At 62.3% G+C, this 23,653-nt stretch carries 19 protein-coding genes and 1 other RNA gene; 16 read left to right on the forward strand and 4 right to left on the reverse strand.

What is annotated here, in order from left to right:
- The 3 genes from ffs to RQ865_RS09470 all read right to left on the reverse strand — a co-directional run bounded on the left by ffs (position 1) and on the right by RQ865_RS09470 (position 2,861).
- Positions 1 to 93: signal recognition particle sRNA small type (gene ffs, locus RQ865_RS09460), an RNA gene on the reverse strand.
- 39 nt (positions 94 to 132) lie between these two features.
- Entirely contained in the window at positions 133 to 1,353 is a 1,221-nt protein-coding gene (trpB, locus tag RQ865_RS09465; protein ID WP_311479105.1) for a tryptophan synthase subunit beta, read from the reverse strand.
- Positions 1,353 to 2,861, reverse strand: coding sequence for an APC family permease (locus RQ865_RS09470; RefSeq protein WP_311479107.1), 1,509 nt, complete (start codon positions 2,859 to 2,861; stop codon positions 1,353 to 1,355). The genes trpB and RQ865_RS09470 overlap by 1 nt, the downstream gene beginning before the upstream one ends.
- A gap of 195 nt (positions 2,862 to 3,056) precedes the next feature.
- Between RQ865_RS09470 and pta the strand changes: the two genes are divergently transcribed.
- The 14 genes from pta (at position 3,057) to udk (ending at position 20,610) form a co-directional block, all read left to right on the forward strand.
- On the forward strand, positions 3,057 to 5,150 hold the full coding sequence (gene pta / locus RQ865_RS09475; protein WP_311479109.1) for a phosphate acetyltransferase: 2,094 nt from the start codon (positions 3,057 to 3,059) through the stop codon (positions 5,148 to 5,150).
- A 167-nt stretch (positions 5,151 to 5,317) separates the two neighbouring features.
- Positions 5,318 to 6,304, forward strand: coding sequence for a permease (locus tag RQ865_RS09480; RefSeq protein WP_201521154.1), 987 nt, complete (start codon positions 5,318 to 5,320; stop codon positions 6,302 to 6,304).
- Positions 6,297 to 7,040, forward strand: coding sequence for a TIGR03943 family putative permease subunit (locus RQ865_RS09485; protein WP_201614806.1), 744 nt, complete (start codon positions 6,297 to 6,299; stop codon positions 7,038 to 7,040). Before RQ865_RS09480 ends, RQ865_RS09485 begins: the two co-directional genes overlap by 8 nt.
- The gene (locus tag RQ865_RS09490; RefSeq protein ID WP_311479111.1) at positions 7,021 to 8,460 is read left to right on the forward strand and encodes a hypothetical protein; all 1,440 of its coding nucleotides are present in this window, start codon (positions 7,021 to 7,023) and stop codon (positions 8,458 to 8,460) included. The genes RQ865_RS09485 and RQ865_RS09490 overlap by 20 nt, the downstream gene beginning before the upstream one ends.
- 138 nt (positions 8,461 to 8,598) lie before the next feature.
- Positions 8,599 to 9,795 (forward strand): acetate kinase, encoded by a 1,197-nt coding sequence (locus tag RQ865_RS09495; protein ID WP_311479112.1) that lies wholly within the window; start codon positions 8,599 to 8,601, stop codon positions 9,793 to 9,795.
- A 50-nt stretch (positions 9,796 to 9,845) separates the two neighbouring features.
- Positions 9,846 to 12,308 carry a DNA polymerase III subunit gamma and tau gene (locus RQ865_RS09500; RefSeq protein ID WP_311479114.1) on the forward strand — a complete coding sequence of 821 codons (2,463 nt, stop codon included), beginning with the start codon at positions 9,846 to 9,848 and terminating at the stop codon, positions 12,306 to 12,308.
- Between the two features lie 2 nt (positions 12,309 to 12,310).
- Positions 12,311 to 12,910, forward strand: a complete 600-nt coding sequence (recR, locus tag RQ865_RS09505; RefSeq protein ID WP_311479115.1) for a recombination mediator RecR — start codon at positions 12,311 to 12,313, stop codon at positions 12,908 to 12,910.
- 235 nt (positions 12,911 to 13,145) lie between these two features.
- Positions 13,146 to 13,328 (forward strand): hypothetical protein, encoded by a 183-nt coding sequence (locus tag RQ865_RS09510; protein ID WP_311479118.1) that lies wholly within the window; start codon positions 13,146 to 13,148, stop codon positions 13,326 to 13,328.
- The gene (locus RQ865_RS09515) at positions 13,325 to 14,992 is read left to right on the forward strand and encodes a hypothetical protein (protein ID WP_311479120.1); all 1,668 of its coding nucleotides are present in this window, start codon (positions 13,325 to 13,327) and stop codon (positions 14,990 to 14,992) included. The genes RQ865_RS09510 and RQ865_RS09515 overlap by 4 nt, the downstream gene beginning before the upstream one ends.
- A 4-nt stretch (positions 14,993 to 14,996) precedes the next feature.
- Positions 14,997 to 15,605 carry a hypothetical protein gene (locus tag RQ865_RS09520; protein ID WP_311479121.1) on the forward strand — a complete coding sequence of 203 codons (609 nt, stop codon included), beginning with the start codon at positions 14,997 to 14,999 and terminating at the stop codon, positions 15,603 to 15,605.
- Between the two features lie 195 nt (positions 15,606 to 15,800).
- Complete coding sequence (locus RQ865_RS09525; RefSeq protein WP_311479123.1) at positions 15,801 to 17,072, forward strand: aspartate kinase; 1,272 nt, start codon at positions 15,801 to 15,803, stop codon at positions 17,070 to 17,072.
- A 32-nt stretch (positions 17,073 to 17,104) separates the two neighbouring features.
- Entirely contained in the window at positions 17,105 to 18,172 is a 1,068-nt protein-coding gene (locus RQ865_RS09530) for an aspartate-semialdehyde dehydrogenase (protein WP_311479125.1), read from the forward strand.
- 183 nt (positions 18,173 to 18,355) lie between these two features.
- On the forward strand, positions 18,356 to 19,849 hold the full coding sequence (mqo, locus tag RQ865_RS09535; protein WP_311479127.1) for a malate dehydrogenase (quinone): 1,494 nt from the start codon (positions 18,356 to 18,358) through the stop codon (positions 19,847 to 19,849).
- A gap of 122 nt (positions 19,850 to 19,971) precedes the next feature.
- Positions 19,972 to 20,610: a uridine kinase gene (udk, locus tag RQ865_RS09540; protein WP_311479128.1), complete on the forward strand. Its 639-nt coding sequence runs from the start codon at positions 19,972 to 19,974 to the stop codon at positions 20,608 to 20,610.
- Between the two features lie 10 nt (positions 20,611 to 20,620).
- Here the strand turns inward: udk and RQ865_RS09545 are convergent, their stop codons facing one another.
- Complete coding sequence (locus tag RQ865_RS09545; RefSeq protein ID WP_311479129.1) at positions 20,621 to 21,928, reverse strand: APC family permease; 1,308 nt, start codon at positions 21,926 to 21,928, stop codon at positions 20,621 to 20,623.
- 68 nt (positions 21,929 to 21,996) lie between these two features.
- On the opposite strand from RQ865_RS09545, the gene RQ865_RS09550 reads away from it, so the two are divergent.
- Both RQ865_RS09550 and RQ865_RS09555 read left to right on the forward strand, forming a co-directional pair.
- Positions 21,997 to 22,593, forward strand: a complete 597-nt coding sequence (locus tag RQ865_RS09550) for a thymidine kinase (RefSeq protein WP_311479131.1) — start codon at positions 21,997 to 21,999, stop codon at positions 22,591 to 22,593.
- A gap of 103 nt (positions 22,594 to 22,696) precedes the next feature.
- Positions 22,697 to 23,248, forward strand: coding sequence for a polyketide cyclase (locus RQ865_RS09555; protein WP_311479133.1), 552 nt, complete (start codon positions 22,697 to 22,699; stop codon positions 23,246 to 23,248).
- Positions 23,249 to 23,653 lie beyond the last annotated feature (405 nt).

Here is a 23,653-nt window from a genome sequence, read left to right on the forward strand (position 1 = left end):
AAGACCCCTCACGCACCCGCCAGAGCCTGGTTACCCTTGCTTCGTTTCCGACCTGGGGGAGTTGGCCTGGATGGCGCCACGTGAGGGGCCGTCTTTTAGTGTACCTGAGCGCGCACGTCGAAGTGAACCGCGCTAGGCGCCGTGTTCTTCAATCCACGACGCCACAAAATCGACGTCCTTGTCACCGCGGCCCGAAAGATTGGCGATGATGATCGCATCCTGTGGCAGCTTGGGGGCGAGCTCATTGACCCAGGCGAGCGCGTGCGACGATTCGAGCGCGGGCAGGATGCCCTCGGTGCGCGCAAGTCGCTGAAAGGCAGCGATGGTTTGGGCGTCGTCGGCCGCCACATACTCCACCCGGCTAATCGAGCGCAGGTAAGCGTGCTGTGGGCCAACACCGGGGTAGTCGAGGCCCGAGGCAATCGAGTGCACCGGCGCCGGCGCACCCTCGTCATCTTGCAGCACCACCGTGCGCATACCGTGCAGTGTGCCCGGTTCACCGAGCGACATAGTTGCCGCGTGACGCTGGGTGTGCAGCCCCTCTCCGGCCGGCTCGACGCCGTAGATTTTCACCGACTCGTCGCCGAGGAATCCGGTGAAAAGTCCCATCGCGTTCGAGCCGCCGCCGACCGCCGCAACCAGTGCATCTGGCAGTCGGCCTTCGGCTTCGAGGATCTGCTCGCGCGCTTCGCGACCAACCACCGACTGGAAGTCGCGCACCATCGACGGGAAGGGGTCGGGGCCCACTACCGAACCGATGGCGAAGAAATAGTGGTCGTAGTTCTCGGCGTATACAGCGAAGGCCGAGTCGACCGCTTCTTTTAGCGAGCGGCCGCCTGTTTCGACGGTGACGACCTTGGCGCCCAGAAGCTGCATCCGCACCACGTTTGAGTGTTGCTTGACAACGTCGATGGCGCCCATGTGGATCTCACACTTCAGGCCCAGTAGTGCTGCCGCGGTAGCGAGGGCGACACCGTGTTGACCGGCACCGGTTTCGGCGATCAGTGTGGTTTTTCCCATGCGCTTGGCCAGCAGGGCTTCGCCGAGGCAGTGGTTGATCTTGTGCGAGCCGGTGTGGTTGAGGTCTTCACGTTTGAGGTAGACCTTGGCGCCGCCGAGCGATTTGGTGAGGTTTTCGGCGTAGTACAGCGGCGAGGGGCGACCAACGTACTGTTTCAGCAGCTGTTCGTACTGGTGCAGAAACTCGGGGTCGAGGCGCGCCGCAGCGTATGCGCGGCGCACCTCGGCCATGGGTTCTACCAGGAACGGTGGGAGAACGGCGCCACCATACTCGCCAAAGAAACCGTTATCGTCGGCTTCAAATTCAGCTGGGATGGGGGCAAAACCGGTCATTATTCGTTCCTTGTTGAATTGGGTTGGTCATCCGCGGCGGGCGGAGTATCGCCGCTGCTCGATGTGCCGTGTCGCATCGTCTCGACTTCGAGGCCGGGACCAACGGCAATGATGTCACCGTCAGAGTCGATTACCTTGTTGAAACCCGTGACGGGTTCATTCTCGTCGAAACTTGGGATGGGTTTACGGAAGCCGCGAGTGAGCACCAGCAGGTAGATGATACCGGCGACAACCCAGCTGAGCCCGCCGATGAGTGCTTCTAGGTGCAGGTTGACCCACAGCACTACGGTCATGATCACACCGATCGACGGCATGATGATGTAGTTGAACACGTCGGGGAAGGTTTGGGTGCGGCCCTGGCGAACCGCAAACCAGGCAATTACCGAGGCGTTGACTGCGGTGAAAGCGATGAGCGCGCCGAAGTTGATGAACGCCGAGATGAGTTCGAGTGAGAACCACATCGCCGCCAGCGAGACCACACCGACGAACACCACATTGAAGGTGGGGGTGTGGGTGCGCGGGCTGACGTAGCCGAACACGCGCTTGGGGAGCACCGAGTTGCGGCCCATCACCAGCAGCATGCGTGAGACGGATGCGTGCGAGGCGAGCCCGGATGCGACGGTGGCGGTAAAACCTGCGGCCACAAAGATGGTTTGGAACACTTCACCGCCGACGAGCAGACCGATCTGCGGGAGGGGGTCGTCGACATATTCACCGAAGGGCGTGTTGTCGGGGAAACGTAGCTGCGCGAAGTAGCTGGCGATCAGGAAGATGGCGCCACCGATGAGTACCGTGAGCAGAATGGCGCGGGGCATGACCTTCGGGCTGCGCACCTCTTCGGCATACATGGTGATGGCGTCAAAACCGATGAACGAGAAGCACACCACGGTAGCCGCCGTCAGTAGCGTCAAGAAATCCAACTCTTCGTGAACGAACGGGCGCGAGCTGAAGACGGTGCCCAGGCCCTCGCCATTGACGAGCTGGTTGCTCACGAGCACCACGAACAAGAGGATGACGGCCACCGAGAAACACAGCAGCAGGCCGTTGATGCGTGAGGTGCCGCGCATCGAAATGTAGACCACCGTGGTGACAGCGGCCACGTAGATCATCACCCAGATCACCGTCGGTACATCGGGGAAGATCTGTTCCATGTAGAGCCGGATGATCAACGCATTCACCATTGGCAGCAGCAGGTAGTCGATCAGTGAGGTCCAACCGACAAAGAAACCGACATTGGGGTGCATTGACCGGTGGGCGTAGGTGTAGGCCGAACCGGCGCTGGGGATGGCGCTCGACATTTTGCCGTAGCTCACGGCGGTGAACATCATTACGACCAGTGCCACGATGTAAGCCATCGGTACGGTACCGTCGGTGATGCCCGACACGATGCCGAAGGTGTCGAATACGACGGTGGGGGTCATATATCCAAGTCCGAGGCCGACTACGGCCCACAGGCCGAGGTTGCGGCTTAGGGTTCCCGAAACTCGGGGGACTTTGGGGGAAGGCATATTCATAGGCTGGTATCCCAGGGTCGGGCCCGCATGAGCGGGCGGCGTACAGCGGCGTTGCTGTGTTACGGAATATAGATCACACTGTCCGGCACGAAGAAATCGTGACGGCACCGAGAGTGAACCTCAGTTATTTAATCGCTTGTGATGGGCAACGTCAACAAGCTGTTCGCTTACAGCCAGTAGCATGACCGCGTGACAACCAGCATCTACCTCACAGCATCTGAAGGTTTCTCTGGAAAATCGACCGTCGCGCTCGGTGTGCTCGAAACGCTCACCAAGCGTGTCGGTCGAGTGGGAGTTTTCCGCCCCATCGTGCAGGCACCCGAGCATGATGAACTGCTCGAGATTCTGCTCGAGCGCGTTGACCCCTCACTGCAATTAGACACTGCCGAATGCGCCGGAGTGACCTATGAGGCGGTGCATGACGATACCGCCGCTGCGCTCGCCGAAATCATTGATCGGTACGGGCGCCTCGCCCGCAAATGTGAGGCCGTGGTGATTGTCGGCAGCGACTTCACCGATATCGGCAACCCCGCCGAGCTGGGTATTAACGCCCGAATTGCCGCCAACCTTGGCTCCCCGGTGATGCTGGTGATCTCGGGCCGCGGTCACGATCTTTCGGCACGGAACCCCGAACAGCTCGGTTCTGCTGCGGCGCTCGCGGTTCCCGAACTGGTGGCCGAGCATGCCGACCTGCTTGCCTGCGTTGTCAACCGGGTTGAGCCAGCTGCATTGGATGCCGCGGCTAGCTCGGTTGCCGAATCGCTCGCCGAGGTGGGCAGTGAGGTGCCGGTGTGGGCGCTGCCCGAAAACGCGCTGCTTTCAGCACCGACGGTGGCCGAACTGATCGGCTCGGTGCGCGGCGAACTGTATTCGGGTGACGAATCGTTGCTTGAGCGCGAAGTGCTCGGCGTGACGGTTGCCGGTATGGGGATGGAGCATGTTCTCGAACGCACCTTCGAGTCGGGAGTGGTGGTGGTAGCCGCCGACCGCACCGAGACGCTGCTGGCACTGCTGCTGGCACAGCGCGCCGAATCATTCCCCACGCTCGCGGCCATAGTGGTGAACGGTCCGTTCGAGTTTTCGCCGGTTATTCGTCGCCTGCTTGAAGGCATCGACTCAAACCTGCCAATTTTGCGCACCCAGCTGGGCACCTTCGACACGGCGCAGCGCATTGTGGGCGCTCGCGGCGCGCTCACCACCCGCAGCGAACGCAAGATCGCGGCGGCGCTCGTCGATTTCACCACCCACATTGATGCTGATGCACTCGTTGCTCTGCTTGAGGTGCCCGAACCCGCGGCGGTGACACCGCTGATGTTTGAATATCAGCTACTTGACCGGGCACGTGCCGACCGCAAGCACATCGTGCTGCCCGAGGGCGATGACGATCGCATCCTCACCGCTGCCGCAACCCTGCTGGCGCGCGAGGTCGCCGATCTCACGATTCTCGGTGACGAAGAAGCGGTGCGCCGCCGCGCATCCGAGCTGGGGCTGGATATTTCGAAAGCTCGGGTGCGTTCGACGAACGATCCCGAGCTATTGGGTGAATTTGCTGCCGAGTATGCGCGGCTGCGGGCACACAAGGGCGTCACCATCGAACAGGCTCACGAGAAGGTGCAGGATGTGTCGTACTTCGGCACACTGATGGTGCATCTCGGTTACGCCGACGGGATGGTTTCGGGCGCGGCTCACACCACCGCGCACACCATTAAACCGAGCTTCGAGATCGTGAAAACCAAGGCCGGAGTGTCGATTGTGTCGAGTGTGTTCTTGATGGCGCTGTCCGACCGGGTGCTCGTGTATGGCGATTGCGCGGTGAACCCCGACCCCACCGCCGAACAGCTCGCCGATATTGCGGTTTCGTCGGCGGAAACCGCAACCCAGTTCCGCATCGAACCGCGCGTGGCGATGCTGAGCTACTCAACCGGCGAGTCGGGTCACGGTGCTGATGTCGACAAGGTGCGCACCGCGACCGAGCTTGTGCGTGAGCGCGCGCCGCAGCTCGCGGTGGCGGGGCCGATGCAGTACGACGCCGCCACCGACGCCGCCGTTGCCGCAAAAAAGATGCCGGGTAGTGATGTTGCCGGTCGCGCCACCGTGTTTGTGTTCCCCGATCTCAACACCGGAAACAACACGTATAAAGCGGTGCAGCGCTCGGCTGGGGCGGTGGCGATTGGTCCGGTGCTGCAGGGGCTGAACAAGCCGATCAATGATCTGTCGCGCGGTGCACTGGTGAGTGACATCATCAACACCGTGGCGATCACCGCGATTCAGGCGCAGTCGTAGGCGGCGTTATTCTGCGGCTCGTGTTTCTGCGCGGGGATTTTGCGGCTCCAGGAGGGTGGATAGCTCCTCCTGGAGCCGTTTTTCCCTGAAGCAAACACCACCGCTGATGTATGACTTGCCGTAGTTTCAGGTTTGCGGCTACGAATGTGTGGCTAAAATCGGCTCACATGGCTGGCCGCTTCTCGATCGCGCGCGTAACCGTGGTGTTGGCGCTGATCACGGCGCTCGTCGCGGTGCGGCTACTCACCCCCGAGAGCGCCTTCGCCGGCCTCGACGCCCTCACCCGCGATGCGATCACCCTTGGCATCAGCGTCTTCGTCGAGTCGTTCCCCTTCGTGGTGCTCGGCGTGATCGTGTCGACCATCGTCGCGGTGTGGCTGCCGCAGAACGTGCTCGAGCACATCCTGCCGCGCAACCCGTGGCTGCGGCGCATGGTGATTAGCTGCTTCGGCGTGCTGTTGCCGGTGTGTGAGTGCGGCAATGTGCCGCTATCGCGCGGGTTGCTGCAGCGCGGATTTTCGGTGGGGGATGCGCTCACCTTCCTGTTGGCGGCGCCGATCCTCAACCCCGTCACCATCATCACCACCTATCAGGCGTTCGGTTTCGACGACGGCATCCTGCTCGGCCGCATCATCGGCGGTTTCGTGATCGCCAACCTCGTGGGGTGGCTGTTCGCGAGGCAGTCTGAGTCGACGCTCTTTCTCACGCCGGGGTTTGCGGCGAGCTGTCAGGCCGCGTCCCCGAGCCGCACGACGCGCTGGGGACGCAGCCTCGACCAGTTCGCCACCGAGATGACGGTGATGCTCCCGGCCCTCATGGTCGGCGCCGCGCTCGCCGCCGCGATCCAGACCGGGGTGTCGCGCAACCTCCTCATCGAACTCGGTGCCAACCCGATCTGGTCGGTGCTCGCACTGGCGGCTCTCGCCTTCGTGGTGTCGATTTGCTCGACCGTCGACGCCTTCTTCATCCTCTCGCTCAGCTCGCTCTTCCTACCCGGTGCTACCGTCACCTTCCTGGTGCTCGGCGCGATGATCGACATCAAGATGCTGGCGCTGCTGCGCACCACCTTCCGCGCCCGCACGCTCATCGTGGTGACGGCGGTGGTGGTGCTGGCATCGCTCGTGCTCGGATTCGGGGTGAACCTCATTGTCTAGCCGCTGGCGCCGCTGGTGGAGCGGCCTCGTACTCACCACGATCGCGACGATTGCGGTGCTGATGCTCGCCGCGCGCGGGAAGCTCGAGTACTACGTGCATCCCCGCTATGTCTGGTTTGAGATCGCCCTGGCGGCGATCGCCGGCGTGCTCGCGCTCGCGGCCCTGATCGCACCGGCAACCAGGCAACGCGACCACGGTCATGACGACCACGGCCATGACCACGGCCGCCCGCCGGGTTTCATCGCACAGCTCGGCGGCGTGATCATGGTGGCGGCCCTCGGCGCGACGCTACTGGCGCTGCCTCCGGCGCCCCTCTCATCCGCCACCGCCCAGCAGCGCAGCATCAACTCGAACATCCCCCTGCAAGACGAGGTGGTGTTCGCCAGCGGCGACGATAGCCTGCTCACCATCAAAGACTGGGCCGCGCTGCTGCGGCTGCAGGGCACCGATTTCTTCCTCGATCGCCAGCCGGTGCTCGAGGGCTTCGTGGTCGCCGACCCCGAGCGGGCGGATGTGTTCTATGTCAGCCGCTTTGTGGTCACCTGCTGTGCTGTGGATGCGCAGCCGGTGGGTGTGCCGGTGCGGCTACCGGGATGGGCTGGGGAATATCCCGTTGATAGCTGGGTGCGGGTGACCGGCGATTTCGTGCCGGCCGATGGCGCCCCCGAACCGGTGGTGGTTGAGCCCGAGTCGATTGAGAGGATCGAGCAGCCAGATGCGCCCTACCTCGAATAGCGCTCAGCGGCACGCGGCGGCGCAGACCGTGGCAGTGCGGGGTGAGATGGCTCAGGCTCAGGCCGACCGCCGCGCTGCCCGCGTCGGCATCCGTGCCACCGTCACGATCGCGCTGCTGGCACTGCTGGCCGCGATGCTCGGCGCGGTGTCGGCGGCGTGCGGGCCGCAGCTGCGCGATATCAGCATCGACCTCGCTGCCGCCAGCACATCCCCGCGACAGCGCCTGCTCATCCGCACCGACCAGCTGCTGGCGCCGGTAACCGAAGCCGATGTGCGCATCGAACCGACCGCTGCCGCTCAGGTGAGCGTCGTCGACAACACCGTCGTGGTCGAGTTCTCGCGGGCGCTCGCAAGCGGCACCGAATACCGGGTGAGCTTTGCGGCGGTGGGGGAGCGCACCGGGCACACCACCGAGATAAAGACCTCGTTCACCACACCACCGGCGGCACTCACGATGCTGCGCCGCGACGACAAGGGCTTCGACACCGTGGTGCAGGCCGAGATCGGCGCCGATGGTGCCGCCGAGCAGACGCTGCTGGCCGCCCCACGGCTGCAGGAGTACGCCGTGGCCGGCACGAAGGTCATCGCCGTCTCGCTCGATGCTGCCGGCCGCGGCACGCTCGTCGAGTCGACTGGTGCCGGCGGATTCCAGGCGCGGGCGGATGCGCCGAGGGCACAGCGGTATCGCACCCTGCGTGGCAATCTCGAGGGCACCGCGCTCGGCTTTGTGGCCGATGGCGGTAACGACGACGAGAATGGCCGGCTGTACCTCATCGACGCCGAAACCAATGAGCTGTTCGAGGTCGAGAACCTGGGCGGCACGCACTCGGCGGTGGTCGAGTGGTCGTTCGTGCCGGGCACGCGCGCGGTGCTGGTGCAGGCCGCGAATCGGCAGGTGACGCTCGTCGACCCGATCGGCGGACGGGTGCCGGTACCGCTTGGTGAATACGACACCATCCTGGGCTTTTTCGCCGACGAAACCAGCGTGCTGCTGCAGACCGCCAGCGAATTCACCCGCATCAACCTGCGCACCGGCGAGCGCACGCCCATCGAGGTGCCCGACGCGGTTGCCGACCCCGCGGCATCCGAGGGACAGCTGCTGCCGCTGACGAACGACCTGTATGTGCGGCAATTCCAGACCGTCGATAACGCTGCCGGTGTGCAGCGCACCCAGCTCTACCGGTTGAGCGCCAGCGATGCCACGCTGCTTGCCGCGCCAGAGGACGACTGGATTGGCAATGTGTGCCGCTCGCCGAACGCCGAGTTCCTGGCGCTGCTGCGGGTGCCCGACCACCCCTCGATCGACTCGTATCCGCTGCAGCCGGGGTTTATTGGCAGCCAGCTCGAGATTGTCCGCGTCGATGACGGTTCGAGCGTGGCGACTTTTGATGGGCTGCAGGCCAATTGGTGCGGTTGGTAAGGGCGCGTTGCCGGGGCGCCTGCCAACCCTGTTAACCGTTTACGAGCCGAGCGTGAACGCCAACTAGGCTGAAAGACGCCGTAATTGAAGTCCATCCGCATGTCTGTCGATATTCCCTAACCGAAAGCCACCCAGGTCATGAGTGTTGTTCTCGTAGTGAACTCGGGCTCGTCGTCGCTGAAGTACCAGCTGATCGACATGTCGAATGAACGCATGCTCGCCGCCGGCAAGGTGGAGCGCATCGGCGAGGCGATGGGCATCATCAGCCACGGCAACGATGAGGGCAAGCACGAGCGCCACGCTCCGGTGGCGAACCACGACGAAGCCTTCGAGCAGATGCTCAGCGGCTTCGAGCAGTACGGCCCCGTGCTCGACGAGGTGCCACTGGTGGCGGTGGGGCACCGCATCGTGCAGGGCGCGCGTCGCTTTTTCGGGCCCACCATCGTTGACGACAGCGTCGAGACCGATATTGAAGAGCTCATCCCGCTGGCCCCGCTACACAACCCCCCGAACCTCGCCGGTATTCGCAGCGCCCGCCGGATGTTCCCCGGTATCCCGCATGTGGCGGTGTTCGATACCGCCTTCCACACCACCATGCCCGACGCGACGAGCCTCTACGCAATCGACCGTGAAGTGGCAGAGAAATACCGCATCCGCAAATATGGCGCGCACGGTACGAGCCACAAATACGTTGCCGAAAAAGCCGCCGAGTTTCTCGGTAAGCCCATTGAAGACCTCCGCATCGTCGTAATGCATGTGGGCAACGGCGCCTCGGCCTGCGCCGTTGACGGCGGCAAATCGGTCGACACCTCGATGGGGATGACGCCGCTGGAGGGCCTCGTGATGGGCACCCGCTCGGGCAATATCGACCCGGCCGTGCTTTTCCACCTGCACCGCAAGGGCGACTACAGCATCAGCGAGCTCGACGAGCTGCTCAACCGCAAGTCGGGGCTGCTGGGGCTCACCGGCACTAACGATGTGCGCGATATCGTCGAGCGCGTCGAGGCTGGCGATGAGCGAGCCGAGGTGGGGCTGAGCGTGTATGTGCAGCGGATGCGCCACTACCTGGGCGCCTATCTCGTGCAGCTCGGTGGTGGCGATGTCATTGTCTGGACCGCTGGCGTCGGCGAAAACTCGGCAGAGGTGCGCCGCCGCACCTGCGAGCGGCTGGAATGGCTGGGCGTTGAGCTCGACCTTGAAAAGAACGCCGCCGCCGGCGGTGACGAGATCCGCGAGATTTCGACGGCGCGCTCGCGGGTGCGGGTGCTGGTGGTGCCCACCAACGAAGAGCTCGAAATTGCCCGCCAGGCGCTTGCCACGGTGGGAGGCGAGTAGTGCCTGGCTGGCGGCGGCTGCTCAGCTGCGCACCGCCTAGGATATGAGGCATGGTCGCAGCCCTCTACCGCCGTTATCGGCCCGAGAATTTCGCCGAGATGATCGGTCAGCAGCAGGTCACTGAACCGCTGATGACCGCGCTGCGCACGGGGCGCATTAACCACGCCTATCTATTTTCGGGCCCGCGCGGCTGCGGTAAAACCTCTTCGGCGCGCATCCTCGCGCGCTGTCTGAACTGCGCGCAGGGCCCCACTCCGATGCCCTGCGGTGAATGTGATTCGTGCCGCGAACTTGGCCGTGACGGTGGCGGTTCGCTCGACGTCATCGAAATTGACGCGGCCAGCCACGGTGGTGTCGACGACGCCCGCGAACTGCGTGAGCGTGCGGTTACCGCGCCGGCCCGCGACCGCTACAAAATTTTCATCATTGACGAGGCCCACATGGTGACCTCGCAGGGCTTCAATGCGCTGCTGAAAGTGGTCGAAGAGCCGCCCGAGCAGGTGCTGTTTATTTTCGCGACGACCGAACCCGAAAAGGTGATCGGCACCATCCGTTCGCGAACCCACCACTACCCGTTCCGGCTGATCGCACCGGCAACTATGCTCGCCTACCTCGGTGAGATCTGTGAGCACGAGAACGTGACGGCCGAATCGGGTGTGCTGCCGCTGGTGGTGCGCGCAGGCGGTGGCTCGGCACGTGACACGCTTTCGCTGCTCGACCAGCTGATTGCCGGCACCGAGGGCAGCCAGATGCAGTACGAGATGGCCTCGCAGCTGCTCGGATTCACCGCATCCGGGCTATTGGATGCGACGATCACGGCGCTCGCGGACGGTGACGCCGCCGAAGCCTACGGCGCAATTGACGATGTGATTCAGTCGGGTCAAGATCCGCGCCGCTTCGTTGAAGACCTGCTCGAGCGGGTGCGGGATCTGATTGTTGCCAAAGCCACCGGCGACAGTGCCGGCTCGGTGCTGCGGGGTATGTCGGATGCCGACCTCAACCGGTTGCGCGACTCGGCGGCCCGGTTTCGTCCCGAGCAGTTGAGCGCGATAGCGGATGCGGTGAATGCGACACTTGCAGAGATGGCCGGAGTGACCGCGCCGCGGCTGCAGCTTGAACTGATGGTGGCGCGCATCCTGGTGGCACTGCGGGCCCGCTTTGCCGACACCGGAAGCGATGGCGCTGCCGTGCTTGAACCCGGCGCGGGGTCGAGCGGCCGAGTGGCGGCCGCATCCCGCGAAACAACCGACTCGGCGACCGCGGCACCTCAGCAGCGCGCAGCCGACGAACCCGCAGCATCACAGCAGCGGGTGAAGCCCGAAACTTCCGCAAAACCGTCCACGCCCAAGCCCGAGCCGAAAGCTCAGCCCGAGCCGAAGCCGAACGCGGCCGAAGAAGCAGCTTCGGCGTGGGCCGCGGCAACCGCGCCAGCTGTCACCGGGCACGATGAACCTGCCGCGGCGACCCCACCGCATGATGAGCCCGATAGCCGCCCGGGTGCTCGTTCGGCAGAAGATGAAGTTTCGGGCTCGCCAGCTGAGGTCGATTTACGCCGCGTGCGTGACGCCTGGCCTGATGTGCTCGAGCGGGTGCTCGAAACCGCGGGGCGTTCGGCGTGGGCAGTTGTCGAACGGGTTGAGCCAGTGGCGTGGCAGGGTAATTCGCTGCGGGTAGAGGTGCCGAACCGCGGGTTGTTTGAACAATTCAAACGCAAGGATGCCAGCGGTATGGCACCGGGTCACCACCTGAAAGCCGCGCTGAGTCAGACATTTGGTTTTGAGGTGCTCATCTATCCGCGCGTGCTTGCCGATGGGTCGCCTCGTCATGACGGGCCCGCCGGTGGCAGCTCTGCGGACGGCCGCGATGATGCGGAGGGCGACCGATCTGCGCAGTTAGCAGCCGGTAACGCATCTCCTAGCCCGACGACCGCGTCGAAGCAACCAGCAAAAGCGGCCGCACAGCCGGTTGCAGAAACACGATCGAACCCCGGCGCGATCACCTGGGATGTGGCCGAGATTCCCTCGGGTGCTGTCGAAGACGGCCCCGGTTCGGGGTGGGATGACCTCGCCGCTGTAGCCGACAAGCCGGCGGCTGCGCGGCCCGAGCCACAGTCTCCTGCTGCATCCGAATCGGTGGCTGAGGAGCGCATCCCCGAAGTCATCGCCGCTCGCGAGGCGATCGAAATGGAACGTGCAACTGCACCGCAGGCGCCGGTGATTCCGCCGCCGGCATCCCCCACGTGGGAGGTTGCCGAGCTCGGTGGCGGAGCCGAACCGGTACGCGATTCTGAACCTGAAGCCGCAGAAGCTCCCGAGCCGGAGCGCCACCGACACCCGGCGCAGGCCGACCGCTACGGTGAGTCGGTAGTTCGCGAACTGCTCAGCGCCCGATTCGTGGGCGAAGAAGCACTGCCCGAGCCGTCACCGTTCGGAGCGGGAGCCGCGGCAGCGCCTGACGGGCCGAGCGACGCAGACGCACCGGATGATTTTGAAGCACCACCTGAGGAGCGATAGTCGTGTACGAGGGCATCGTCCAAGACCTTATTGACGAACTGGGTCGGCTTCCCGGGGTGGGGCCGAAGTCGGCGCAGCGCATCGCTTTTCACATCGTGCAGACCCAGAACTTTGATGTGTCGCGGCTGGCGAATGTGCTGCTGCAGGTGCGTGACCGTGTCAAGTTTTGCCAGGTGTGTGGAAATGTTGCCGAGTCAGAACTTTGTCAGCTGTGTGGCGACCCCGACCGCGACTCGAGCTTGATTTGTGTGGTTGAAGAGCCGAAAGATGTGGCTGCGATCGAACGAACCGGCGAGTTTAACGGGCGCTATCACGTGCTTGGTGGAGCGATTTCGCCGATCGACGGTATTGGCCCTGACCAGTTAAATATCCGCTCGCTCATGCCGAGGCTTGAGTCGGGCGAGGTGACCGAGGTGATTATCGCCACCGACCCAAACCTCGAGGGTGATGCCACTGCCAGCTATCTGTCGCGGCTGCTGGTGTCGATGGGGGTGAATACCTCACGGTTGGCGTCGGGGCTGCCGGTGGGTGGCGACCTTGAATATGCCGACGAGATCACCCTGGGGCGAGCTTTTGCGGGCCGCCGCATCATCGGTGAATAGTGCGATTCGCTGTTCTGAGTTTGTTTGAGCAGTCGCCTCGTGGTGAGGCGAAAGGTCATGTTTTGACGTAAGACAACGCAACGAACTTCTGCCGGATATTGCGGCGAAACTCTGGTGCGTGGTTAGACTCCCCTTGAACTAAAGTTCGCAGTCTTCCTCATTAAGGGTGATGGGATAATGGCCAATCTATCGATTTCTGAAGCGGAGCTTCTTAGCACCAGCCGAGTAGTTGGCGATGCCCGGTGGCAATGAGGCCGATCTTGAATCGGTCACCGCTGAGGTTGAGCGTTTCATTCGCGCGATCGCCGAGCGAGCTGAAGAGGCAAGTGACGCCTGCCATCGCGCCGCTACCGATTTTGCCGACGCTGATACTGACTATGCCGAAATCTTCAACGCGATCCGAACGGAGCAGCCATGACCACTTGGGCTGATTTACGGCGTTGGAGTGACGCGCCGCTTGAAGATGCATTCCAAGAGGCGAAGCACCTGCAAGCCAAGCTCGAGGGCGCCGGTGATGATCTTTACGGAGCCATCAAGGGCGTCACTAGCGAGGGGCACACCGCAGATGCGTTACGGGGTGCGCTCTACTCGCTTACCTACGACGCAGACGTCGCCGAATCCGCACTGACACGGCTCATGCAAGCGTTCAACACCGCTGCAGAGTCGGTGGAGCAGATCGCGCTCGAGGTGGAGGCGACTGATGCGCGTATCACCGAGAACTATTTGGTGATCGATGAGAGTGGCACCGTTTCGCTCAGCGACTATGCCCTCGAATCGAAAACCACAACGCTCATCTCTACGGCCGCAACTGGGGAGCTTGACGACACGCCATACGCCCACGCATACGCCAAGCGCATTATTTTGCAGTCTGATGTGGATCGCATCCTGGCCGCGGCACGTGAGACTCGCCAGACCTTGAAGCGCGACCTCGCCACGGTCGTAAAAATCTGCAGTGACCGTACTGTCGACGCTGAAGCTTTGGGAACGCGTGACTCACCTATCTCACGGCGTGATGTTGAACAATGGGCGAACAGAGATCCTGCAGCCGTTCGAGCGACATGGGAGTCGCTCAGCAAGTCGCAGCAAGATCAGCTGCTCGACAATTACCCAGATCTCCTCGGCAACCTAGCTGGCATTCCATTCACAGTCCGAAAACTTGCTAACGATCAGAACATGCAGGCTTTTGTTGATGAAGCCTCTCAGCAGCTGAAGGAGGTCGATGCAGAAATCGCACAAATTAAGGATGATGCAGCTGCCAAGCAGACGAAAGACCCGTCCGGGACAGTCTGGCTGTCTCCTTCTGGTCCGGTTTACACACCTGAACAGCAGAATCGGCTTCTTGAGCTAGCGCGTGTTAGAGAAGATCTCATTGATCAGCGCGGAGCCGCTGAGCGTCTACTGGCAGGCGACGGTGCTGTAAAGTTCGACCCAGCCAATGACAGCATCATTGCCGTGAATGGTGACCTCACCAAGAACCCTGACACTGTAATCAGTTATGTTCCGGGCACCGGCACAGACTTCAGCAGCTTCGCGAACGGAATCACTGACTTCCCTGAGGCAGTCGTTGACGAACTCAAGGTTGACCGGCAATCTGCGATAGCTTTCACTATTAAGGATGGGTCATGGTCAACATGGGTGGGCGAAGGGGCGAACTCGTCACCTTCCGAGATGGCCGAGCGGGGCGAGAAGGTGTTTGAGTTCCAAAAGCTCATTCAGATGGAAGATTACTCCGAGGATGTGAAAACTGTTGCTAAGGGGCACAGTGCTGGTATGACTAAGCTGTCTGCAGCAGAAGCGCAGGGCATGGTAGTTGATGAAATGATCTCCGATGCCGGTTCCTATCTCGTTAGCGAGTGGACACCCAACCCCAATACTGAATACACACACATTCAGTACAAGAATGACGCCATCAATAGCCTCGACCCGTTTATGCACACCCCGCATAACAGTGACGTATTCGAGCACAAGACCCTTGAACCCCATATCAATAACAACCCGATCGACGGGCATTCTCGAATCGTTCAGGGCCCCGAGACCAATAGACCGGGAATTGTTGCGACAGTTGACGAGATCAAAGACTAAACCCATGCCCCATCCGACGAATCTCCCCGTGCATCGGCCAGCGCCGGTTTATAGAAAGCTCATGTTCATAGTGCCAGCACTATCGATACTGCTGACTGGTTGCGATAGCGGCACCCACTCACCCGTGGCGACCGCGTCGGTTGCCGATGCGCATGAGGTGAAGGCTCGGTCGCAACAAATTCAGCGGCAGATTGCTGAACTTTTCCCCGCGGAGTACACGACCAAGAATGAACTTGACGGGCCGGATGAGAGCTTCGAGCGACTTCTGCTGAAATGCAAGCCGATTCTTTCCGATGAGTATTGGAATTCAGAGGACGAGCAGGAGGGTGTTCAATACACGGGGTCGTTCGTGGTGCGACTTGATGAGGGGGCGCCGGTTGCGTCCATTGTTGATCAAATTTATCAAGACATTATTCATTCGCCGGATATCGATCTCGTAGAGGAGTTCATTCCCGATCACCCCACTGAAGACGACACTCTCTACACGACCGATGGGTACGAGATCATGCTGAGTTACGTACTCCCGGAAAATCGTAACAGGTACAGTGTCAGCGTCTACGTCTGGAGTCCCTGCTTCATCCCAGAAACCATGCCGCCGAGCCGCAAAATCTAGTTACGGATTGGTGATGTGCTCGTCTCCACCGGCTACCGTCTCGTGGTTAGCAAGTTGCAGTGGTGCGGCTGGCACGTCGCCCGGTGCGTGTAGGTGTTCGAGCGGCAACCCCTGCGGTCGAAGCGTGATCGGTTAATAGCGCGACTAGAATTGCTGCAGCACGCAATGCCGTGCGCCGTGACGAAGGGGAGATACGTGGCTCTGATCGTGCAGAAGTACGGAGGCTCATCGGTTGCCGATGCTGACAGCATCCGCCGTGTCGCGAAGCGCATAGTTGATGCCAAACGTGCCGGCAACGAAGTGGTTGTGACCGTGTCAGCAATGGGTGACACGACCGACGAGCTCATCGACCTCGCTCACGAGATCACCCCAATTCCCGACCCTCGCGAGTTTGACATGCTCGTCACCACCGGCGAGCGCATCTCAATGGCCCTGCTCGCCATGGCGATCAAGTCGATGGGCTACGACGCCCGCTCGTACACCGGCAGCCAGGCCGGCATGATCACCACCGCCGCCCACGGAGACGCCCGCATCGTCGATGTCACCCCGGTTCGTGTTCGCGAAGCGCTCGACGAAGGGGCTATCGCAATCGTCGCTGGCTTTCAGGGCTTCAACCGCGACACCCGCGACATCACCACCCTCGGTCGCGGTGGCTCAGACACCACCGCAGTTGCGCTTGCCGCGGCACTCGGCGCCGACAAATGCGAAATCTACACCGACGTCGACGGCATCTTCACCGCCGACCCACGCCTAGTGCCACACGCCCACAAGATCGATCTGATCTCGAACGAAGAGATGCTTGAACTGGCCGGGTCGGGAGCGAAAGTTGTGCACATCCGCGCCGTCGAATACGCGAGCCGGCAGAAGATGCCGCTAGTGGTGCGCTCATCGTTTTCAAACGACCCGGGCACGATCATCTATGACGCCGAATCGGCAGAGGAGTACAACGTGGAAGATGCAATGATCACTGGCGTGGCACACGACCTCAGCCAGGCGAAAATTACTGTCGTGGGCGTACCCGATGTGCCCGGTTCGGCAGCGAAACTGTTCGGCATCGTCGCCGAACAGGGCGCCAATATCGACATGATCGTGCAGAACGTGCAGACCCAGAACGACGGCGTCACCGACATCTCGTTCACGATGCCGCAGGCGATGGCAGACGCGGTGCTCACCGCACTGCACAACGCTGAAGCCGAGCTCGGCTACGAGTCGATCCGCTTCGACGACCAGATCGGCAAAGTCTCGCTGGTTGGGTCGGGAATGCGCACCAACATTGGCGTTTCGGCGACACTGTTCGAGGCCCTCAGCAAAGCCGGCATCAACATCGACATGATCTCGACCAGCGAGATTCGCATCTCGATCATTGTTCGTGCCGATGTGGTGGCCGACGCAACCCGAGTCATCCACACCGCATTTGGCCTCGACGGCGAATCAGAAGCTGTCGTCTACGCTGGCACCGGACGTTAGCGGTAGCGGCGGCTGAATCTCGAGGAGGAAATGTGACCAAGAAATTCACCATTGCGGTGGTCGGCGCCACCGGTCAGGTGGGCGGCGTGATGCTCGACCTGCTGGCCGAACGCAATCTGCCGGTGGGCCAGCTGCGCCTGTTCGCATCGGCGCGTTCGGCAGGTAAACAGATTGAGTTTGCCGGCGAACCGATCACCGTTGAAGATGTGGCTACCGCCGACCTCACCGGTATTGATGTGGCACTCTTCTCAGCCGGCGGCGCCACCTCGCGCGCCCAAGCCGAACGCTTCGCCGCAGCCGGTGCCGTAGTCATCGACAACTCGTCGGCCTGGCGACTCGACCCAGACGTGCCGCTGGTGGTGAGCGAAGTCAACCCCGAAGACCTACGCAACCGCCCCAAAGGCATCATCGCCAACCCCAACTGCACCACTATGGCCGCCATGCCGGTGCTGAAAGTGCTGCACGATGAGGCTGGCTTGAAGCGCCTGGTTGTTTCGACCTTTCAAGCGGTTTCAGGTTCTGGACTCGCCGGCGCCAAAGAACTCTCTGGTCAGGTGATGGCTGCCGCCGAGCAGGGCGAGGATGCGCTGCTCGGGCTCGTTCACGACGGCAACGCCATCAAATTCCCCGAACCGGTGAAATACGTGCATCCGATCGCGTTTAACGTGGTGGCGCAGGCCGGCGACTTTGTGGATGACGGCAGCGGCGAAACCGATGAAGAACAAAAACTGCGCAACGAGTCGCGCAAAATTTTGCACATCCCCGACCTGCTCGTGAGCGGCACCTGTGTGCGCGTACCGGTGTTCACCGGCCACTCGCTCAGCATCCACGCCGAATTTGAGCACGATATCACTCCCGAGCGGGCCACCGAGCTGCTCTCGCAGGCGCCAGGCGTGGCGCTGGCCGAAGTGCCAAGCCCGCAGCTGGCCGCCGGTATCGACCCGAGCATCGTCGGTCGCATCCGCCGCGACCAGGCAGCCCCCGAAGGCAAGGGGCTCGTGCTGTTCATCTCGAGCGACAACCTGCGCAAAGGCGCAGCGCTCAACACCGTGCAGCTTGCCGAGCTCGTGCTCGATGAGCTCGCAGGTGCCGACCAGTAGCGGCGCCGGTGTAAACCCCAAAGCTGGCGGCGTATCCCAAACACCGGTATCGGACGGGATGCGCCGCCAGTTTAGGTCTGCCAGCTTGTATGCATCCCATATCGAATTTGCCGTCTCCCACAGCGTTTTCATGAAAGCTGTTCATTTTTCGGTCATCTAGGTTTTCAGGCGTAGACTAAAGACATGTCGAACCCGAAGATCTACGACGCCGTACTCATCGGTGGCGGCATTATGTCGGCCACCCTTGCATCGCTCATCCAGCAGCTCGAACCCAGCTGGTCGATCAAGATCATTGAGCGCCTCGATGATGTCGCTCAAGAATCATCGAACCCCTGGAACAACGCCGGTACTGGACACTCGGCACTGTGCGAGCTGAACTACACCCCCGAAAAAGACGGGAAAATCAACGTCACCAAGGCAATTGCCATTAACGAGCAGTTCCAGGTGTCACGCCAATACTGGACCTCACTGCTCGAGCAGGGCCTGTTGAAAGACACAGCCGAGTTCATCAACCCGGTACCGCACATGACCTTCGTGCGCGGCGAAGAAAACGTCGACTTCCTGCGCCGCCGCTACGAGGCACTGAAAGACGAACCGCTGTTCGCAACCATGGAGTTCAGCGACGACCCGGCAAAGATTTTCGAGTGGGCACCAACCCTGGTGGTGGGCCGCGACAAGAGCGAACCCATCGCCGCCACGTACGTGAAACAGGGCAGCGACGTCGACTTCGGTGCGCTCACCCGCAAGCTCATCCAGTCGAGCATCGACAATGGCGCTGTCGTGCGCCTGGGCACCGAGGTTGTCGACCTACGCCGCCGACCCGACGGCATCTGGCAGATCGCCACCCGCGTGCGCTCGGGAGCAAACCGCGGACGCAAAAACGTGACCCAAGCCCGCTTCGTGTTCGTCGGCGCAGGCGGTGGCGCCCTGCCGCTGCTGCAGAAGTCGGGTATCCCCGAAGTCAAGGGCTACGGTGGCTTCCCGATTTCGGGTGTGTTCCTGCGCACCGACAACCCCGCCGTGGTGGCACAGCACCAGGCAAAGGTGTACGGCAAAGCATCGGTTGGTGCCCCGCCGATGTCAGTACCGCACCTCGACACCCGAGTGGTCGACGGCAAAACGTCGCTCATGTTTGGCCCCTACGCCGGGTTCAACACCAAATACCTCAAGAGCGGCTCGCTCTTCGACTTCTTCAGCACCCTGCGCTTCGGCAACATCCCCACCTACATCTCGGCCGGGTTCAAGAACCTCGACCTCGTGGTGTACCTCGTTAAAGAAGTCTTCGCCTCGAAGAAGAAGCGCTTTAAGCAGCTGCTGCAGTTCTACCCCGAGGCCAAAATGGAAGACTGGCGCCTCATCACCGCAGGCCAGCGCGTACAGGTAATGAAACGCGGCCCCGAAGGCAAGGGCGGCGTGCTCGAGATGGGCACCGAGGTCGTGGCCCACTCAGACGGTTCAATCGCGGGCCTGCTCGGTGCATCACCGGGCGCCTCGGTTGCCGTACCGGTGATGATCAACCTGCTGCAGAAATGCTTCCCCGAGCAATACCGCGACTGGGAGCCGAAACTGCGCAAACTCATCCCCAACCTCGGTGACGACCTCAACGCCAGCAGCGCTGCGGCCAACAAGTCACAGAACGCCACCGCTGCCGCACTCGGCATCGAAAAAGTCTCATAGCCGCTCATCGGCTACCAAAAATCAACGGATGCGCCGTACGCCCTCGGGCAGCGGCGCATCCGTTTTACTATCGAATAGCGGCGCACAGCAGATGAGTTCCGCAACGAAGAAAGTGAGCAGTCGTGACGTACGTGGTGGGAATCGCCGGCGGTACCGGCAGTGGCAAAACCGAACTCACCCGCATCCTGCACAGCAAGTTTGCACCCAACGCCAGCCGGATGACACACGACAACTACTACCGCCGCCAAGACAACCTCAGCTACGAAGAACGCTGCCAGGTCAACTACGACCACCCGGATGCGTTCGACAACGACCTGCTGGTCGAGCACCTCGACCAGCTGCTCGCCGGCAACCCAATCGACTCACCCAGGTACGACTTCGCCAACCACAACCGCGCCGCCGAAGTCGAGCGCGTCGAACCCGCGCCCGTGCTGTTCATTGAAGGACTGCTACTCTTCGCCGACCCGCGCCTACGCGAGCGCTGCCAACTGAAAATCTATGTCGACACCGACGCCGATGTGCGCATCCTGCGGCGCGCGAAACGCGACGTGATCGAACGCGGCCGCACCTTCGAATCGGTCGAGCGCCAGTATCTCGCCACGGTGAAACCGATGCACGAGCAGTTCGTTGAAGCCACCAAACAGTACGCCGACATCATCATCCCTGAAGGCGCGCACAACCTCGCCGCCATCGAAATTGTTGCCGGTGGCCTAGCAACCATGATCGCGCAACAAACCCAGCCGCAGCTGCCGCTGCTCTAGGTGCTGCGCACTAGCCGCTACCGACCGCGTCGCGGCTAGTGCGACGCAACTCGGCAACACCGCGCACCAGAAAACCAACCGCGAACATCGCCGCACCGCCAAGCAGCGACTGCCAGGGGAGGGTAGCCACCAGCAACGCGCACAGCACCAGACCCAGCACCTGTGCCCAGCGCGGATAGCGGCGGTGCGCCGGCTGCTGCGAGAACGCCGCCAGGTTGGCAACGAAATAGTAGGTCAGCACACCCGCCGAAGAAAACCCGATAACCTCGCGCACATCACCCACCAAAATGACCAGCGCAACCACCACACCCAGCGCAATCGTGGCGATATGCGGCACCCCAAACTTCGGATGCACCGCCGCCAGCACCGACGGCAGGTCGCGATTGCGAGCCATCGCCAGCGCCGTGCGCGTCACCCCGGCAACACCCGCGAGCAGTGCCCCAAGCGCCGCGATAGCCGCCGTAATTCGCACCAGTACGGCGGCCCAGGGAACCGCATCCGCCGCATCCGCCAGAGGAGCATCACTCACCGCGATCCCGCCAGCACCGAGCTTGACGAGCAGCGTCAGCGCGACAATCGCATAGATTGCACCAACCACGAGCAGCGTGGTGATAATCGCGCGCGGAATATTCCGCTGCGGATCCCGCACCTCCTCACCGAGAGTGGCGATGCGGGCATAGCCGGCGAACGCGAAAAAGAGCAGCCCCGCCGACTGCAGCACGCCATACCAGCCGGATGCCGTGCTCAGGCGGGGGCCAATGCCAGCAAACATCGCCTCAAAGCCGGTGGGAGCATTGGGGCCGGTCGAAAGCCACGCCGCCACCAGCACGACGGCAAGGCCGGTGAGCACCAGCGCGACGATGATGCGCGCGGCCTGCGCGGTGCGGGTCACCCCCACAAGATTCAGCACCACCATCACCACGAGCGCGGTCAATGCCACCGGTTTCAGCCATGCCGCCGGTGCCGCATAGGCAGCCACCGTCAGCGCCATCGCAGCCGCCGACGCCGACTTGCCGACAACGAAACCCCATCCGGCAATAAACCCCCACCATTCGCCAAGCTGCTCGCGCCCGTAAATATACGAACCACCCGAGGTGGGATACTGAGCGGCCAGCTGCGCGGTTGCGGTGGCATTGCAGGCCGCCACCACAAACGCGATGAGCAGACCCACCAGCAGCGCCGAACCGGCGGCCGCGGCAGCCGGGGCAAATGCCGAAAACAGGCCGGCGCCGATCATTGACGACAGGCCGATTGCGATCGCACCACCGAGCGTTAGCTCGCGGCGCAAGCTGGATGCGGGCTGTTTCGATGTGGTCACGGCGCCATGCTAACGAAACGACTAGCATCGAAACTCAGCTGCCAGTAATAAGCGGAGAGGAAAAACGCGTGGCTAAGCTGTACTTCCGCTACGGGGCGATGAACTCGGGCAAATCGACCATGCTGCTGCAGACCGCCTTCAACTATGAAGAACGCGGCCACCGGGTGCTGCTGGCGAAACCCGCGATCGACACCAAGGGCGCGAACCAGGTGTCTTCGCGCCTGGGCATGTCACGAGAGGTAGATCTGCTGTTGCGCGACGACGACCATCCCCGTGTCGAGTTCGCGCGCTTGAACGCCGAGGGCGCCGCGTCATGTCTGCTGGTTGACGAGGCGCAGTTTCTCAGCGCCGCGCAGATCGACGAACTGTTTCAGATCGCGGTGCTCGACGATGTGCCAGTGCTGTGCTATGGCATCCGCACCGATTTTCAGACGGCCGCCTTCCCGGGTTCACGGCGACTGCTCGAGATCGCGCACTCGATCGAAGAGCTGAAAACTATCTGCCGCTGCGGTCGAAAAGCAATCTTTAACGGTCGCCGCATCGATGGTGAGTTCGTGTTCGACGGCGACCAGGTTGCTATTGACGGTAACTCGGTAACCTACGAGTCAATGTGTGGTCGCTGCTACCTGCTCGAATCAGGCGGCAGGCTGGCAAGTCACCTTTAATGCTGGCAAGTCGCCGGTAATTTTGGCCGCCATTCACGCGGATGCGGTGGAATGGTCGCATGTCACGCATAACGGGTGCGTGGCCCGGTGATGGGAGTGGCAAATGGTTGAAGGCTTCGAGCGTGTGAGCGCCGAGAACGTGACAATTGAGGGGCGCACCCTCACGGTGGGGCGTCTGATTCATGCGCCCGCAGAGGACATCTTTGCGCTGCTGGCCGACCCGAATCAGCAGGTGAAAGCCGACGGGATGGACATGGTGCGCGGGCCGGTGGCTGGAACCGAGCCCGTGACGAAGGTGGGCGATGTGTTCACGATGAATATGTACTCCGAAAGAATGGGTGGCGACTACCAGATGGAGAACCACGTCACTCGTTTTGAAGCCGACCGCGCTATCGGGTGGCTGCCGGCGCATCCCGGTAGCGAACCGCACGGTGCGCAGTGGACCTGGGTGCTCGAGCCCGAAAGCGACGACAGCACCTATGTGTCGCTGGTGTACGACTGGGATGCGGTTACGAACGAGAAAATGCTCGCTGGGAAGTTTCCGCCGTTCCCGGTTGATGCATATCTCGAGTCGCTGCACGCACTTGCTGACGCGGTGGAAGACGCGGACGACTGGGATGGCGAAGACGACGCGTTTGACGTGTTGGACGACTAGCGCTGTGCTCTGCCCGCGCCCGGCCCTGTCCCTGCCCTGGGCCCGCTCCCGGCCCGTCCCCGGCCTGCCCCGTCCCGGCGCACCCGGCCTGCCCCGTCCCCGGCGCCTACCCTTCGGCAAATGACCCTCTAACTGCGGAGTGACCCTGTTGTAGCAGGGTCATTTGCTGGTAACAGGGTCATTTGGTGGGGTAGTGCTCGCCACACTCGCCCGTCCCGTCTCTCCTTCGGCGACCCTCCCCGCAGCTACCTCCCTCCCGCCCACGCTGCCAAGTTCCGCCCTCGGCGGCCTGGCCTCGCTGCCCCCTCGGCGGCTTGGTCCCGCATCCCTCACCCAAACCCCGCCTCTTCCGGCAAATGACCCTCTAACTGCGGAGTGACCCTGTTGTAGCAGGGTCATTTGCTG

This window comes from uncultured Gulosibacter sp. (genome assembly GCF_963509965.1).
Lineage (GTDB): Bacteria > Actinomycetota > Actinomycetes > Actinomycetales > Microbacteriaceae > Gulosibacter.